Source organism: Porphyrobacter sp. MBR-155, assembly GCF_040547625.1.
In the GTDB taxonomy this organism is placed as follows: domain Bacteria; phylum Pseudomonadota; class Alphaproteobacteria; order Sphingomonadales; family Sphingomonadaceae; genus Erythrobacter.
Genome location: NZ_JBEPQB010000017.1, coordinates 1 through 15,006, shown reverse-complemented (window position 1 = coordinate 15,006; position 15,006 = coordinate 1). Strand labels below are relative to the sequence as shown.

The 15,006-nt window shown below is 61.0% G+C and carries 22 protein-coding genes; 13 read left to right on the top strand and 9 right to left on the bottom strand.

The window, feature by feature from the left end:
* Positions 1 to 143: 143 nt before the first annotated feature.
* From ABIE62_RS14565 to ABIE62_RS14555, 3 genes are all read right to left on the bottom strand, one after another.
* The gene (locus tag ABIE62_RS14565; protein ID WP_354327094.1) at positions 144 to 641 is read right to left on the bottom strand and encodes a sterol desaturase family protein; all 498 of its coding nucleotides are present in this window, start codon (positions 639 to 641) and stop codon (positions 144 to 146) included.
* On the bottom strand, positions 638 to 1,423 hold the full coding sequence (locus ABIE62_RS14560) for a fatty acid desaturase (protein ID WP_354327093.1): 786 nt from the start codon (positions 1,421 to 1,423) through the stop codon (positions 638 to 640). The genes ABIE62_RS14565 and ABIE62_RS14560 overlap by 4 nt, the downstream gene beginning before the upstream one ends.
* 540 nt (positions 1,424 to 1,963) lie before the next feature.
* Positions 1,964 to 2,380 (bottom strand): acyl-CoA thioesterase, encoded by a 417-nt coding sequence (locus ABIE62_RS14555; protein ID WP_354327091.1) that lies wholly within the window; start codon positions 2,378 to 2,380, stop codon positions 1,964 to 1,966.
* Positions 2,381 to 2,507: 127 nt separating this feature from the next.
* Here ABIE62_RS14555 and leuC point away from each other — a divergent pair, with 127 nt between their 5' ends.
* From leuC to ABIE62_RS14515, 8 genes are all read left to right on the top strand, one after another.
* Complete coding sequence (gene leuC / locus ABIE62_RS14550; RefSeq protein WP_354327090.1) at positions 2,508 to 3,953, top strand: 3-isopropylmalate dehydratase large subunit; 1,446 nt, start codon at positions 2,508 to 2,510, stop codon at positions 3,951 to 3,953.
* A gap of 31 nt (positions 3,954 to 3,984) precedes the next feature.
* On the top strand, positions 3,985 to 4,185 hold the full coding sequence (locus ABIE62_RS14545) for an isopropylmalate isomerase (RefSeq protein ID WP_354327089.1): 201 nt from the start codon (positions 3,985 to 3,987) through the stop codon (positions 4,183 to 4,185).
* Positions 4,186 to 4,198: 13 nt separating this feature from the next.
* A complete protein-coding gene (gene leuD, locus ABIE62_RS14540) occupies positions 4,199 to 4,798 on the top strand; it encodes a 3-isopropylmalate dehydratase small subunit (RefSeq protein ID WP_354327096.1) in 600 nt (199 codons plus the stop codon).
* A 22-nt stretch (positions 4,799 to 4,820) separates the two neighbouring features.
* Entirely contained in the window at positions 4,821 to 5,819 is a 999-nt protein-coding gene (locus ABIE62_RS14535; protein ID WP_354327087.1) for an NADPH:quinone oxidoreductase family protein, read from the top strand.
* Positions 5,820 to 5,905: 86 nt separating this feature from the next.
* On the top strand, positions 5,906 to 6,229 hold the full coding sequence (locus tag ABIE62_RS14530; RefSeq protein ID WP_354327085.1) for a DUF1476 domain-containing protein: 324 nt from the start codon (positions 5,906 to 5,908) through the stop codon (positions 6,227 to 6,229).
* A gap of 25 nt (positions 6,230 to 6,254) precedes the next feature.
* On the top strand, positions 6,255 to 6,488 hold the full coding sequence (locus ABIE62_RS14525) for a BolA/IbaG family iron-sulfur metabolism protein (RefSeq protein WP_354327084.1): 234 nt from the start codon (positions 6,255 to 6,257) through the stop codon (positions 6,486 to 6,488).
* 42 nt (positions 6,489 to 6,530) lie between these two features.
* Positions 6,531 to 6,878 (top strand): Grx4 family monothiol glutaredoxin, encoded by a 348-nt coding sequence (grxD, locus tag ABIE62_RS14520; protein ID WP_354327082.1) that lies wholly within the window; start codon positions 6,531 to 6,533, stop codon positions 6,876 to 6,878.
* Positions 6,879 to 7,275: 397 nt separating this feature from the next.
* The gene (locus ABIE62_RS14515; protein ID WP_354327080.1) at positions 7,276 to 8,073 is read left to right on the top strand and encodes an NUDIX hydrolase; all 798 of its coding nucleotides are present in this window, start codon (positions 7,276 to 7,278) and stop codon (positions 8,071 to 8,073) included.
* 75 nt (positions 8,074 to 8,148) lie between these two features.
* Here the strand turns inward: ABIE62_RS14515 and ABIE62_RS14510 are convergent, their stop codons facing one another.
* From ABIE62_RS14510 to ABIE62_RS14485, 6 genes are all read right to left on the bottom strand, one after another.
* Positions 8,149 to 8,607: a c-type cytochrome gene (locus ABIE62_RS14510; RefSeq protein WP_354327079.1), complete on the bottom strand. Its 459-nt coding sequence runs from the start codon at positions 8,605 to 8,607 to the stop codon at positions 8,149 to 8,151.
* Positions 8,604 to 9,194 (bottom strand): hypothetical protein, encoded by a 591-nt coding sequence (locus ABIE62_RS14505; protein ID WP_354327078.1) that lies wholly within the window; start codon positions 9,192 to 9,194, stop codon positions 8,604 to 8,606. Before ABIE62_RS14505 ends, ABIE62_RS14510 begins: the two co-directional genes overlap by 4 nt.
* Positions 9,191 to 9,793 (bottom strand): SCO family protein, encoded by a 603-nt coding sequence (locus ABIE62_RS14500; RefSeq protein ID WP_354327077.1) that lies wholly within the window; start codon positions 9,791 to 9,793, stop codon positions 9,191 to 9,193. The genes ABIE62_RS14505 and ABIE62_RS14500 overlap by 4 nt, the downstream gene beginning before the upstream one ends.
* 4 nt (positions 9,794 to 9,797) lie before the next feature.
* On the bottom strand, positions 9,798 to 11,252 hold the full coding sequence (locus tag ABIE62_RS14495) for a cbb3-type cytochrome c oxidase subunit I (RefSeq protein ID WP_354327075.1): 1,455 nt from the start codon (positions 11,250 to 11,252) through the stop codon (positions 9,798 to 9,800).
* A gap of 16 nt (positions 11,253 to 11,268) precedes the next feature.
* Positions 11,269 to 11,784 (bottom strand): cupredoxin domain-containing protein, encoded by a 516-nt coding sequence (locus tag ABIE62_RS14490; RefSeq protein ID WP_354327074.1) that lies wholly within the window; start codon positions 11,782 to 11,784, stop codon positions 11,269 to 11,271.
* 67 nt (positions 11,785 to 11,851) lie between these two features.
* Complete coding sequence (locus ABIE62_RS14485; RefSeq protein WP_354327072.1) at positions 11,852 to 12,301, bottom strand: RrF2 family transcriptional regulator; 450 nt, start codon at positions 12,299 to 12,301, stop codon at positions 11,852 to 11,854.
* Positions 12,302 to 12,381: 80 nt separating this feature from the next.
* Here ABIE62_RS14485 and ABIE62_RS14480 point away from each other — a divergent pair, with 80 nt between their 5' ends.
* The 5 genes from ABIE62_RS14480 to ABIE62_RS14460 all read left to right on the top strand — a co-directional run bounded on the left by ABIE62_RS14480 (position 12,382) and on the right by ABIE62_RS14460 (position 14,925).
* Positions 12,382 to 12,903 (top strand): group III truncated hemoglobin, encoded by a 522-nt coding sequence (locus ABIE62_RS14480; protein ID WP_354327071.1) that lies wholly within the window; start codon positions 12,382 to 12,384, stop codon positions 12,901 to 12,903.
* Complete coding sequence (locus tag ABIE62_RS14475) at positions 12,896 to 13,333, top strand: hypothetical protein (protein ID WP_354327069.1); 438 nt, start codon at positions 12,896 to 12,898, stop codon at positions 13,331 to 13,333. The genes ABIE62_RS14480 and ABIE62_RS14475 overlap by 8 nt, the downstream gene beginning before the upstream one ends.
* Positions 13,334 to 13,426: 93 nt before the next feature.
* On the top strand, positions 13,427 to 14,029 hold the full coding sequence (locus ABIE62_RS14470; protein ID WP_354327068.1) for a MarR family winged helix-turn-helix transcriptional regulator: 603 nt from the start codon (positions 13,427 to 13,429) through the stop codon (positions 14,027 to 14,029).
* 142 nt (positions 14,030 to 14,171) lie between these two features.
* Complete coding sequence (locus tag ABIE62_RS14465; RefSeq protein ID WP_354327065.1) at positions 14,172 to 14,411, top strand: thioredoxin family protein; 240 nt, start codon at positions 14,172 to 14,174, stop codon at positions 14,409 to 14,411.
* A gap of 67 nt (positions 14,412 to 14,478) precedes the next feature.
* The gene (locus ABIE62_RS14460; RefSeq protein ID WP_354327064.1) at positions 14,479 to 14,925 is read left to right on the top strand and encodes a TlpA disulfide reductase family protein; all 447 of its coding nucleotides are present in this window, start codon (positions 14,479 to 14,481) and stop codon (positions 14,923 to 14,925) included.
* Positions 14,926 to 15,006: the final 81 nt, after the last annotated feature.

The window sequence follows — 15,006 nt, the reverse complement described above, 5'->3', positions numbered from 1 at the left end:
GAAAGTGATACCATCGCGCATCCTCCCTGAATCGCACGTCGGCAAGCCTCTGGGAATCCCTAAATGGACTCTTTCGTTCCGGTCAATCCACTAGAGGGGGTCTAGACAGGGTCTAGAGGGGGTCAAGCGGGAGCCTGAAGGGGTCAAACAGCCGCGTCCCGCACTACCGCGACCCCGGCTTCCTTCTGCGCCTTCAACTCAGCCTTCAGTTTCGCCGGATCGCGCGCGAAGACAAAGCCGAAGCTGACCCCGCCTTCCTTGCCGATGGTCGCATGGTGCAGCTTATGCGCCTGCACCAGCCGCTTGGCATAGCCCTTGCGCGGCACCCAGTTCCAATAGCGCTGATGCACCAGCCCATCATGCACCAACGTGTAGATCACCCCATACAGCGTGATCCCGACCGCAAACCACCACAACCAGTCCCAGTAAAGCGAGCCGACAATATACATGGCTGCATTGATCGTTCCAAACACCACCGCGAACAGATCGTTCTTTTCCAGAGCATTATCATGCGGTTCGTGATGATCGCGGTGCCAGCCCCAGCCCCAGCCGTGCATGATGTATTTGTGGGCATACCACGCGAACAATTCCATCCCGATCAGCGAGGACAGCACGGTGAGTGTGATTTCGAGCCAGCTCATGCGGGCACCTTTTCAGCCAATTCAACCTGCGCCGCCCCGGCCCGTCGCGCAGCGGGCAGCGCCCACCACGGCACATCGGGGCGGCGGTGATGTTCCAGATGATAGCCGAAATGAAAGCAGGTGGCGAGGCTGAGAAGCGTGCCGAAATCGTCGCTGCGGGTGTTGTGGCGATCAGCAAAGCTCGCCGCGTCTTCCCCCGCGCGGTGGCGGTGCGGGCGGAAGGTGCCGAAGTAGAATAGCTGCAATGATGATGCGAGCGCGGGCAGGCCATAGAGCAGCACGATTTGCGCCATCGGAATCCCGATCACCAGCCAGTAAATACCCACCACGGTGTGGACATACAGGATCGATCGCCAGCCGAAGTAACGCCGGAAAAACGTGGCATACCAGCGCATAAAATCATCGGGGTGATGCTCATCAAAATCAGGATCGCCCGCGCGCCCCGCCAGCCTGTGATGGGCAAAATGTGCATCGCGCAGCTGCTTCCAGCCAAAGCCCGCATAGAGCGCCAGCAACACCGCACCGATGGTCGCATTGCAGCGCGGCCTGCCCGGCATCAGGCTGCCGTGCATCGCATCGTGGCAGACGATGAACACCCCGACCGAAAGCCAGCATTGCACCGCCGCCAGCGCCAGCGCGAAGGGCCAATTGCTCCAGGTGAGTTCAAACACGAACATCGCATAGGCGTGCAAACCCAGCCAGCCCCCGGCGATAGCCGCGCCCAGCACCAGCCCAACCGCGCTCTGCCGCGCACGCGCGAAAGGGGTGCCATGCAGTTTCATATTAAACAGATACGCCCAAACCCGTCATGCGGTCTCGTATAGAAGCCCTGCGCGGCGGCGCAATTGCGTTTCGTGGGAGTGGGCTTGCGCCGGTGTCTTCAATCGTCGCCCCGGGATCAGGGTCAGGGCAACTTATCGCCGCGAGTAGTGGGAGAGCACCAACCCGCGTCCATCGTCACCCCAGCGCAAGCTGGGGCCTAGGGCCGCAAATGGCAGTGCTCACCGCTTGAGAACCCAGCTTTCGCTGGGATGACGGATAATGGCAGGTTTTGGCATTGCACCGTGCTGCTGGGAATGATCGGGGTTGGGTGGATTTAACTACCCGTTATCGTCGCCCCGGACTGGATCCGGAATCCCGCTGCCTTCCTTATCCGGCCATCGGATGGGAAGAAGAAGCGGGATCCCGGGTCAAGCCCGGGAAGACGTAGAAAGGGAACAACCGCAACGGCGTCGCTTCCCGAACAGCCGCCTTACCTCGCGGGCGCAATATCTGCCATTCCGGCGCAAGCGGGTTTCGTATGAAACCGCCCTGCCCCGGCCTCACTCCCCTTGCGGAAAGAAAAACGCGCGCAGGTGTTCGCCGATGCGCGCCGGGCGCAGGGTTTCGGCGTCGATGCAGCACCAGCTTGATTGCACTTCGGCCAGCACTTCCTCGCCGCGCTTGATCAGCGTGGAATAGAACGCGCGCGCGCCGTTGAAGCGTTCGAGCACGGGATGCGCGATCACGTCATCTTCCAGAAACGCAGGCTTGCGGTAGGTAATCTCGTGCTTCAATGCGACCCACGCCTTGCTCGCCACGTCTTCGGCCGGGGCCAGATTGTTCCAATGCGCCAGCACCGCATCCTGCACCCAGTTGAGGTAGCGCGCGTTGTTCACGTGGCCCATGAAATCGATATCCGCCGCCTCAACCTTGATCGGGTGGACAAACGCGGATGCTGAGGGAAGGATTGCTGACATGGCTGTAAGCTAGCGGAGAATTATTACAATTTCCACCAACCATTGCCCAAAAATCGCCGCAATCTTGCCACGGCTCGACAATCATGGGTAAGGACGGGGCACTTACCCCAACCCGATGGACACAATCATGGCCAGCCGCCCGCGCACGCTATACGAAAAAATCTGGGACGCGCACGTAGTTGAAACCCGCGATGATGGCACCGCGCTGATTTATATTGACCGGCATCTGGTGCACGAAGTGACCAGTCCTCAAGCGTTTGAGGGGTTGCGGGTGGCCGGACGGCCGGTGCGGCGGCCCGAACTGACGCTGGCGGTGCCCGATCACAATCTGCCCACCACGCCGCGCCGTGATGCGAATGGCGTGGTGCTGCCAATTGCCGATCCGGAAAGCGCCGCGCAGCTCGCCGCGCTTGAACGCAACGCACCCGAATTTGGCATCCGCTACATCCCGGCGACGGCGAAGGAACAGGGAATCGTCCATGTGGTCGGCCCCGAACAGGGGTTCTCGCTGCCCGGAACCACCATCGTCTGCGGCGATTCGCACACCGCCTGCCACGGCGGCTTGGGCGCGCTCGCCTTCGGGATCGGCACCAGCGAGGTTGAACACGTGCTGGCAACGCAGACGCTGTTGTTGCAGCAATCCAAATCGATGGAAGTGCGCGTAAACGGCGATCTTGGCCCCGGCGTGACCGCCAAAGACCTGATCATGCACATCATCGGTCAGATCGGGGCGGCGGGCGGCAGCGGCTATGTGATCGAATATCGCGGGGCGGTGTTCGAACGCATGAGCATCGAGCAGCGGCTGACCGTGTGCAACATGAGCATCGAGGCAGGCGCGCGCGCCGGGCTGATCGCACCCGATGACGTGACTTTCGCCTATCTCAAAGGCCGCCCGATGGCACCTGCGGGGGCACAATGGGATGCCGCCGTCGCATACTGGCGCACGCTCCATTCGGATGACGGCGCGCTGTTCGATAAAAGCGTGGTGATCGATGCCGCCACTGTCGAACCCAGCGTGACATGGGGCACCAGCCCCGAAGACGTGGTGGCGATTGGCGGGCGCGTGCCCTCGCCCGATGACTTCGCTGACGAATCCAAACGCGTCGCGGTGCAGAAAAGCCTCGATTACATGGGCCTCACCCCCGGCACTGCAATGACCGATGTGCCAATCGAAAACGTGTTCATCGGGTCTTGCACCAATAGCCGGATCGAAGACCTGCGCGCCGCAGCTGCGGTGCTGAAAGGCCGGCGCAAGGCGGACAATGTGCGCTGGGCAATCGTGGTGCCGGGATCGGGTCTGGTGAAAGCGCAGGCCGAGGACGAAGGGCTCGACCGCATCTTCACCGCCGCCGGGTTCGAATGGCGCGAACCGGGCTGTTCGGCCTGCCTGGGGATGAACCCCGACAAAGTTCCGCCGGGCGAACGCTGCGCTTCGACCAGCAACCGCAATTTCGTTGGCCGCCAAGGCCCCGGCGCGCGCACCCATCTCGTCTCGCCCGCCATGGCGGCGGCTGCCGCTGTCACCGGGCGGCTGGCCGATGTGCGCTTGCTTGGTGTGACGTCAAACCCTTGAAACGCGCCCGCGCAAGGCGCATGGATATTCCATGACCGATAAGAAAACCCCGAAGAAACCCTCCGGCAACGCTACCAGCAACCGGGCCGCCATCGGCGCGGCGGCGATTGGTTCAGCAGCGGTGGCTGCGGCGCTGCTGTATGCAGGGCGCAAGTTTGCCGCCAAGAAAAAGCCGAATGAACCAACTCAGCCCGGCAAGATCCCCTCGGGTGAGCCGCCCGAAACCGACTGAGGACGAGGCACTGATGCACCCGCTTAACCGCGTCGATGGCGCCGCTATCCCGCTTGGCCTCAAGAATGTCGATACCGACATCATCATTCCGGCCAAATGGCTCAAGACCATTAGCCGCGAAGGGCTGGGCGCGGGCGCGTTTGAAACGCTGCGGGCCGAACCCGGTAATGTGATTGACGATCCCGCCTATTCCGGGTCGCCGATCCTGATCGCGGGCGACAATTTCGGCTGCGGGTCAAGCCGCGAACACGCCGCCTGGGCGCTGGGCGATCTCGGCATCCGGGTGGTGATTGCGCCGAGTTTCTCCGACATCTTTTCGGGCAACGCGGTCAAGAACGGGATTCTGCCCGTGGTTCTGCCGCAGGATGCGGTTGACCGCCTGATGGAAGTCGCACGGCAGGGCGAACCGATCACCGTCGATCTGGAAACCCAGACCGTGACGACGCCCTATCAGGATCGTTTTGCCTTCACGCTCGATCCGTTTCGCCGCGATTGCCTGCTGGGCGGGCTTGACGAAATCGCCCTGACAATGGCGCGCGGCACGGCGATTGGTGCTTTCGAAGCGGCCCGCACCAGCGATCAGCCATGGTTGATGCGCGGCACCGCGATCTGACAATTCCAAGGGAGAGACAATCATGAAAGCCATCCGCAGCCACACCACCGGTGGCCCTGAAACGCTGACCCTCGACGAGATTGACGCGCCCACCCCCGGCGCTGGCGAAGTATTGGTCGCGGTCAAGGCCTGCGCGATCAACTATCCCGACACGCTGATCATCCGCGACCTGTATCAGTTCAAACCGCAGCGTCCCTTCTCTCCCGGCGGCGAAATTTCCGGGGTGATCGAGGCGGTGGGCCAAGGCGTGACAGGCGTTGCCGTGGGTGACCGGGTGATGGCGGGGATTGGTAATGGCGGGCTGGCCGAAAAGGTCGTCGTGCCTGCGGGCCGGATGTTCCCGGTTCCCGATGGCGTGCCGTTTGAAAAGGCCGCCAGCCTGCTGATGACCTATGGCACCACCATCCACGGGCTGAAGGATCGCGGTCATATCAAGGCGGGCGACACCGTGTTGATCCTTGGTGCGGCGGGCGGGGTTGGCCTGTCGGCGGTGGAACTGGCCAAGGCGTTCGGCGCGCGCGTGGTTGCCGCTGTCTCGTCCGAAGCCAAGGGCGAAGTCGCCCGCAAGGCCGGGGCGGACGAGGTGGTGATCTACCCGCGCGGCGACATGGACAAGGATGCGTCGAAGGCGCTTGCCGCAGCCTTCAAGGCGGCGTGCGGCCCCGATGGCGCAAACATCGTCTATGACATTGTCGGCGGGCAATATTCCGAACCCGCACTGCGCGCCATTGCGTGGGAGGGCCGCTTTCTGGTGGTCGGCTTCCCCGCCGGGATCGCCAAGATGCCGCTGAACCTGACCCTGCTCAAAAGCTGCGACATCTGCGGCGTGTTCTGGGGTGCCTTCACCGCGCGCGAACCCGAAGCGTTCCGCGCGCAGGTGGATGAACTGTTCGCGCTGATGAAGGCGGGCACAATCGATCCGCTGGTATCCGAAACCTTCCCGCTCGCGCGCGCGGGCGATGCCATCGCCAAGCTGGAAAACCGTGAGGCGGTGGGCAAGCTCGTCGTCACCATGGAATAGCGGCCCACGCGGGCGGCTTGCCGCTTGAAGCCGTGGCCTGCCCCCTATATCCTACACATTGCATCCGCTTGCGAAGGGACACTCACATGACCGATTTCAAAGACCGCGAACGCGCCGAAGAAGCCAAGTTCGCGCTGGACGGCGAAACCGCCTTCCGCATCGCTGCGCGCCGCAACCGCTTGCTGGGCGAATGGGCCGCGGGTCTGATGAAGCTGACCCCCGAAGAAGCCGACGCCTATTGCAAGGCGGTGGTGCAGGCCGATTTCGAGGAAGCGGGCGACGAAGATGTGATCCGCAAACTACTGGGCGATCTCACCGCCGCCGATACCAATGTTTCGGATGCCGAAATCCGCGTAAAGCTTGACGAAATGACAGTCGAGGCACGCCGCCAGCTGCTCGGCGAAGTGTGATCTTGCGCATCGGGGAGAGCACGCCATGCCGATGACCGCTGCTGCCATCGAAGACGCGATCATGACCGCCCTGCCCGGCGCGCGCGTGGAATTGACCGATCTGGCCGGGGATAATGATCACTGGGCGGCGACCGTCACCGCGCCGCAATTCGCTGGATTAAGCCGCGTTGCCCAGCACAAGCTGGTCTATGCCGCATTCGGCGGGCGCATGGGCGGCGAACTGCACGCCTTGCAAGTAACCACCGTGGTCCCCACGTAAACCGCACCATACTTTGAACCTCATATCAGGGCTGCCCGCAACATGTCTGACGCCAATTCCCGCATTTCCGATCTCGTCACCAGCAATGATGTCGTGTTGTTCATGAAAGGCACGCCGCTGTTCCCGCAATGCGGGTTTTCCAGCCGCGCGATTGCGATCCTCGACCATTGCGGGGTCGCCTATGAAAGCGTTGACGTGCTGCAGGACATGGAAATCCGTCAGGCGATCAAGAGCTTTTCCGATTGGCCAACGATCCCGCAGCTTTACGTGAAGGGCGAATTCGTCGGCGGCAGCGACATCATGATGGAAATGTTCGAAGCGGGCGAATTGCAGCAGCTGATGGATAAGATCGGTAATGACGCAAAAGTAGCCGGAAACGATCGGGATTGATTTCGGCCCAAGGGGCCGCAAGCGCGACTGCGCGCCGGCCGGTCAGGCCGAGAGCCAAGCAGCGCGGACGCGTTGCGCCCGGCGCCTGAGGGCAAAGCAGAAATGTTCTCCCAACGAAAAACCGCCCCGCAGGACCAGTGCGGGGCGGTTTTTATTTTGGGGAGGCACGATCCGGAGACCAGGAAGGATGCGCCTCTCATTGAAGACCATTGAGACAGTAATCGTTATGCACAGCGCGTGCCAAACTTGAAAAAGCGCAGTATTCTCACGTTTCTCTGATTGCCTGACCGTTCGCTGCGAAGCAAATTGTAAACCATCCCGACACCTCTCGGCCAAATCGGCAGAGACACCCTTTGCCCCTTGGCAAGCGCTTGCCACAGGGCCATGCTTTGCCGCGATGACCACCGATTCCCGCCCTCAGGGCATCCCCGCCGCAACCATCATCATCTTCCGCAATGCCCCACTGGGCAGCGCGCCGGAAGTGCTGATGCCAGAAGTGCTCATGACGGTGCGTTCACGCAACATGACCTTCGCAGGCGGAATGGCGGTGTTCCCCGGCGGGCGGGTCGACCCGGCGGACTTTGCACTGGGCGAAGCGGTAGCGGCAGGCGGCGGCATGACGCCAGACGAAGCCGCGCATCAAATCGCGGCGGTGCGCGAAACGCTCGAGGAAACCGGGCTGGCGCTGGGCCTTGCAGGAAACATCAATGCCGAACGTGCTGCGCAGGCGCGGGCGATGCTGGCCGAGGTGGGCGCGCTTGCCCCGGTGCTGGAGGCGTTCGGCTGGAGCCTCGACCTGTCGCAAATCACGCCTTTCGCGCGCTGGTTTCCCAAGAACGAACACATCCCGCGCGTTTATGACACGCGCTTCTACCTCGCCAATCTCGGCACCGGCGCGGTCGATGTATCGATTGACCATGCCGAAAACACGCACCTGTTCTGGACATCCGCCCAAGGCGCGCTGGACGCGGCGGAACGCGGCGAGATCAAGCTGATCTTCCCCACCCGCCGCAATCTGGAACGGCTCGCGCTGTTTGCATCATTCGAGGAAGCCAAGGCCCAGGCCGAAGCGATCCCGGTCAGGACGATCATGCCGCAAGTGGTCGAACGCGAAGGCCAGCCGTGGCTCACGATCCTGAGCGATGCCGGTTATCCGGTGACAGCAGAATTGCTGGAGAACGTGGCGCGGGGATGAGGCGTCGCCTTGCACACCCCAAATGCCCAGCCCCTAGTGGCATTCTGTGCAGACTTTCGGCGGCTTTACCGCTCGTCATTGCAGCGTGTGGAGGTAGGCGATCAAATCGGCGCGATCCTGCGGATTCTTCAACCCGGCAAACGCCATCCGGTTGCCTTTGACCAGACCCTGCGGATTTTCGAGATAGGCTGACAGGGTCGCATCATCCCACGTGAGATTGGCGGACTGCATCGCCGGGGAATAGGCAAAACCAGCCAGCGATGCCGAAGCCTTGCCCGTAATTGCATGAAGCGATGGGCCCAGGCCGTTCTTGCCGGGTGCGATGCTGTGGCACGCCGCGCATCGGGCGAAGAGAGTTTTGCCGTGGGCTACGGGATCGTTAGCCGCAGCAGTAGCGGGTTCGGGGGCTTGCGCTGGTGCAGCAGCGACAGGATCGGTCTGCGTCGTGCTTGAGGTATCCGGTGCGTCGGCGCTCTTCCCGCAGGCAGCAAGTGCGAAGGTCAGTGCGAAAAGCGGGGCAAATATGCGTCTCATGTGGAAGTTCCTGATTGAACGGGCGTCATGGATTTTGTGCGGGTAAGCGGCAATGCGCGTGGCCGCGCGTTGAAAAGCAGCGGGATCGTCCATGCCATGGCGAGGCCGATGGCGAGGAACAGGAAGCCGAAGCCCAGCCGCCACTGGTCATCGATCAGATAATTGTTGCACAATCGAACCGGCGAATGAGTGAACAGGAAGGCCATGAACCCCGCCATCGAAACGGCCTGGGCTTTCAGGAAACCGCGCAACAAGGCGTGCGCTTGCCGCCAGCCAATCGCGAGAAGGGCCCCGATCAACGGGACCGACAGAAACTTTGCCAGTGTCATCAATGGAAAACTCACCGCGCCATCGATCGAGCGGGGCAGCATCCAGAAGGCAATGCCGAACAGGGCGGCCAGCAATGGCGCAAACCCGCCCTGCGCCCAGCGCCATTCGCAGCGCGGTGAGAGCAATACGCCGCAGAGGCCGAGCATGGGCAGTTGCACCAGCACGTGCAGCACGGGATCAGCCTCAAGCGCGCGGTTCCCTAATAGGCAGGAAAGCATGATGATGGCGGCCAAGCCCGGTCGCAGGCGACGCTTCATCGCACGGCCTTTCGTGCGGCGGCAATAATCCCTTCGAAATCACCAGTGTCGTGGATTGCGGCCAGCTTGCCATCAGCCGTCACCACATGAACCGCAACATTGTGGGTATAGCCGCCCATCCGGTCAGGGATGGCGATCACGCCGAAGTCGCTCAGTATTTGCGGGAGCACTTCCGGTCGCGGGCGCGCGATGGTCCACAGCGCGTCGTCGGCATCATGCCGCTCCCCATAGGATTCCATCCGTTCGACCGTATCGAATTCGGGATCGAAACTGACCGACATCAGCGTGACCCGATCAGCAAGCCCGGCTTTCCTGACCCTGTTTCCCAGCCGGAACATGTCGGCCCCGGCTGACTGGCACAGCGTCGGACAGGTGGTGTAGATGAACTCAACGAGAGCCACTTTGCCGCGGGCATCAGGGATTGTGGCCGATGCGCCTGACATGGTTTCCAGCGCAAAGGGCGAAACCGGCTGCGGTGCGCGCTGAACCGCGAGACGCCGCGCGCTTTCCGCTGTCAGCGCCTGCCCGCCATCGGTTGCCTGCCACAGCAGCCCGCCCCCGGCAGCAACAACCAACAGCGATGCCAGCAGCGCCTGCATCGCATCACCGCCCCGACGAGTTTTTCAGCCCCAGCAGATAGCGCAGCACAAACATCGCCGCGCCCAGGATAACGAGCAGGGCAAAGCCCGTGGCGATCTGGCTTTGCAGCACCCATTCCGGCGCATGCACCGCCCAGCGGCGCGGCACCGACAGCGCACCTGAAACTAGGAACATCAGCGTAAATCCTGTTCCGCCGAGAACATAGGCGCTGAATGCCGCCCAATTGAAGCCGCCGGCAGCCTTGTGCTCCGGCTTACCGATGAGCCACATCATGAAGCCAAAGCTCATCGCCACCTCACCCAAAATGAGATAGGTGTGAAAATGTCCCGGAACCCACTGAGTGTTGTGCATCACCTTGTTGACCGAAATCATGCCGTCGATGATCGCCGGTACCGACCCCACCGACCAGCCCGCAACCCCCAGAACCAGCAGCGCCGAGGCCAGATCCCAGCGCATGGCATTGGCCTTGCGCAGATAGACGATCAGAGAGAAGGCCGTCACCGCGAGCAACGGAATGCCCGACAGGTAGGAAACAATCTGGCCCATCGCCAGCGACCATGCGGGCATGACCGTGTCCTGCAACAGATGGTGCGGATAGACCGCCATGACAAACAGCAACACCAGCGACCATGCTACGGCAAAAATGCGCGTCGTTTTCCAAGGGGTGCCGGTATATTCCGGGATGATTTCGTAAACCGCGATCACCGCCATGTAGATGCTGGCGTTGATGAACACATGGCCGAAGAAATAGATCATGTTCTTGGCCAGCAAGGCATCGACCTTGAATTCAGGGAAATAGAGATTGACGAGGCTGCTGGCGAGAACCGCCGCGCCAACCACCGTGCCGATGGTGTTGAAGATCGTGGTTGCCATCGCCGCCACGACAGCGGGCGGCGGCGCATCTTCTACCGTGCCCTTGCCCATCACCAGCGGCCAGGCCAGCGCCCCGCCGATGCCGCCATAGCGCGCGATCAGCTTGCGCCCGACTTCGAGATAGAGCAGCAGAAATGCAACCCCGATAGCGACGTAGCCGAGCAGGAAAGCAGCCGCCGCATCCGTTCCCCAAACCCCGCCACTATTCGCCGGGAGCGGGAACAGAAACGTCCACGCGCCAGCATAGCCGCCGATGAAAATTGCGCCAAGGATCAAAACCACGCCGAGCAGGAACAGGCCGAGAAAAGCCCAGAACACCCCGCGCGCCAGCGGCACGTAACGCCCCATGAAATACCACAGAATGGCCGCCCCGGTCAGCCCGGCGGTTCCCACCATGCCCGCCCCATGCGCGGTGAGCAATTGATAGAACATAGCCGGATCGAGATCGATCAGATTGCCCTGCGCCGCACGCATGACAAAGCCGAAGATCATCATCAGCAGCAGCACAACACCCGCCAGCAACATGGTGAATTTGACTGCGCCAGCCTGTGGGCCGGGCAACCTTTGCGCAGAGTTGTTGTCCATCGTCCTGCCCTCCGTTTCAGTTTGCGGCCGCGACCGTGAATTCATTGGTCATCGCGTGGTGCGCGACTCCGCAATATTCCATACAGACGACGCGATAGACTCCGGGCTGGCGGAACACGTGTTCAACCTGATTCACATATCCCGGCATCGCCTGAGTCTGGAACAGCAGGCGATCCTGACTGTCCATTACCCCGAAACCATGGGTGACGTCGGTCGTGCGGGCGTTGAAGATGACCGGCACGCCAAGCGGCACGGTTTCACGATCAATTTCCCAATACCACATCGCCCCGGTCACGTTGACGGTGGCGCTTGGCCCATTAGCAGCGCTGATGGCATGCGGCCATGGCCGCAATGATACGGCAGTGACGATGACCCCAACCGCCAGCAAGGCATAAATGAAGCGCGTTCGCACAGCTTCACGCGGAGCGCCGGTATCAGGTTTGCGGCTGGCGCGAACAGCGCTGATAAAGAGCCCTGCAATCACTGCCATCAACACCAGGCTGATCAACAGCACACCAGATTGGATTGGCATCGCCCGCTCCTATTAACGCATTTCAAATGCATTAATACGGTTTGCAAGCGTCAGCTGTCAAATCAAATCAGGGTGAGGAATCCACCGGCAGTTCGCCCAGCAATGCTGCAAACCGCTCTCGATGCGGCGTCAGGTCTGACAGTTGATACTGGTCTAGACGGAGCAGAAAATCGGCAAGCGCGCGGGATAACGCACCCTGCAAGCCGCAGGCGCCCACCACAGGACAAGTGTTTGAACTTGCCTGCATGCATTCGACGAAGCTGTCGAGACTTTCCATCGACCGAACAACCGCGCCAACATTGATCTCCTCAGCAGGCTTTGCCAGCCTGAGACCGCCGCCCCTGCCACGCGTCGCCTGCACGAGTTCGAGCGCCTGTAGCCGGTGTGCGACTTTGGCCAGATGGTTGCGGGAGATGCCATAGCGGCGCGCGATACCTTCGACCGACATCTGCTCCCCAAACGACGACAGGGCCATCAGGATGCGCAAGGCGTAATCGGTTTGCAGGCTCAAATGCATCAATGGCGTATATGAGATATTGCTTTTCGTCTCAAGGAATGAAATAGAGGTATTTCATATACGTCTTTATGGGATATGTCATGGAACAGTCTGGTGCTGACGCACGTACAGACTCATATGCAGGCTCAGGGGCAAGGCCTCCGGTAAGCGACCATGCGCGGCGTACGCGCGAGGCCAAGCGGGAAGAAGCAGAATCACTGGGGATTGATTCCGAGTTCATCGCCCTTCTTGTCGAGCGTTTTTATGCTCGCATCAGAGCCGACGAGCTGCTCGGCCCGATCTTTTTGCAGAGGATTACGGACTGGCCTCAACATCTCGATAAAATGAACCGCTTCTGGCGATCGATCCTGCACAATAGCGGTGAATTTTCGGGCAATCCGATGGTCAAACACATGGCCATTCCGCGTCTGGAAAGCCGCCATTTCGAACACTGGCTCGCGCTGTTCTACGCCACCCTGTCCGATATCGAAACCTCCACCCAAGCCACCTGGCTGGTGGCTGACAAGGCCAGAATGATCGCCGACAGCCTGCTGACCGGCATCGAAGTCAATCGTCGCGGCATCGGCGGTGCTCGCGCTGGAAAGGAATTGCCCCATGCTTGATGATCACAGCCCTGTGATAGGGGACATCGAAGCGGTTGCCGACATGTCGCCTGACAAACCGCTTCCGCCCGACCATGAAACCAGCGGGGTGCAGCACGGTTTCCAGTTTCCTGCGTGGATATGGGGCGCGATGCTGGGGTGTTATGCGATATTTTTCCTGACCGTTACGCTGGCAACCGGAAGCGGGGGCAGAGCTGTCTTCGCCATCGTCGTTTCGATGCTCTACACAGCCATGTATTTTGGCGTCGCCACCGTCCTGTCCTCGATCAAGGGCCATGAAAAGCCATCGCCGCTGGCGCAGGGTAAGCCGTTGCAAACCTGGACCGGGCCGATGAGTTCATCCGCCGTTGCCGGGCAGGTTCTGGCCATCCCGCTCGCACTCGTCGTGTTCGGGATTGGGATCTTGCTGATCGTCGTGATCGTAACGTAACGTAGCGCGGCAATAATGTCCTACGGCGTGCCTTAACTGCGGCTACGTCGACGTGGCGTTGACTTGCTCTCAAATTATATGCATAGGACTACGATGCATAATGATGGCAGCCTTCTCGACGCGCAAATCAGCTTTGGGCTGGAACGGATCGCGGCCTATGCCCGGAAGAAGCAGTGGGCAATCGCAGAGCAATATGGCCTGACGCCGACCCAGATCGCGATTCTCGAACTTGCCGCAGCGCGCACCGATGGTATCCGCCTGACCAAAGCCGCAGCGCAAATCGGCGTATCCCAACCCACCGCCAGCGATGCGGCGGGGTCTCTGGTCGCCAAACAACTGCTTGAACGCGCGCCGGATCCTGGTGATCGCAGAGCCCAGCGCCTCACCCCGACAAAGCAGGGCGCGCAACTGGTTTCTCGCCTGTTGAGCGGCCATGCCGCTGTTACTGCGGCTGTCCCCCAGCATAGGCGTGCGAGCCTGTTTGCAGCATTGGCGCAAACCATAGCCACCCTCCAACGCGGCGGTGAAGTGCCGATCCAGCGCATGTGTTTGACCTGCAGCCAGTTTGAACGGTGTCGGCATGATGACGCAAAACTGCCGCACCATTGCCGGTATCTTGATCAGCCCATCGGCCCATTGGGCATGATGCTGGATTGCCCGGATCATATCATGTCCGCCGATTTGGAACCGGCATAAAGCTGCGGGCGCTGGCGCGACCGTAGAAACCTGATTGAACCATCGCTGCCTCCGCAAGGAGAGCGATACTGATCCCCGCAGGCGGGCGGCCTGCAACGAAGCGCGTGAAAACCCGCGTATAATACATAGGAGTCCTAATATCATGAGCGTTGCAACATTCTATCACGCCGGTTGTTCGGTGTGCGTCGATGCAGAACAGAATCTCGCCCACGCGCTTGATCCTGCGCGCTATACGGTTGAAATCGTGAATTTTGCCGACAACCCGGAACGCATTGCCGAAGCCGAAACGGCTGGCGTTCAATCGGTGCCTGCCTTCGTGATCGACGGGAATGTATTCCACGTCAACCACGGCGCTACGATGGCGCAGGTGAAGGGCGATTAATCCCGCGCTCCAGCGGCGGCATCTGCACAAGGTGTCGCCGCTGACGCTGCAATAACAGGGCGAACTCATGAACACGAAATCCAATCCCCCAGACTGGCAGGTCGCGCAATGGTTCAACACCGCCATGCCGTTATCACTTGCCGCGCTTTCAGGCCGCGCCGTCATTCTGGTCGCATTCCAGATGTTGTGTCCGGGTTGCGTAAGTCACGCGCTTCCCCAGCTCCAGCGCGTGCGCACCGCGTTCAAGGAAGCTGATCTTGCCGTGGTTGGCTTGCACAGTGTGTTCGAACACCACACGGCACAAGGAACCAGCGAAGCGCTGACGGCCTTTCTGAAAGAATATCGCATCACCTTTCCGGTGGGGATTGATGATCCGGCGGGTACGGGCGGGCTACCGGCGACAATGCAGGCATATCAGATGCGCGGCACGCCAACGACGCTCATCTATACGCGCGATGGCGGGCTTTTTACCCACCACTTCGGCCACATCGACGATCTGAACCTAGTGGATTGACTCCAACGTTTGGAACCCCCGGTTACGTGCGGCGATGATTTCGTCGGGGTCCGCCTTCCAGACGAAGGGCTTTGGATGGCT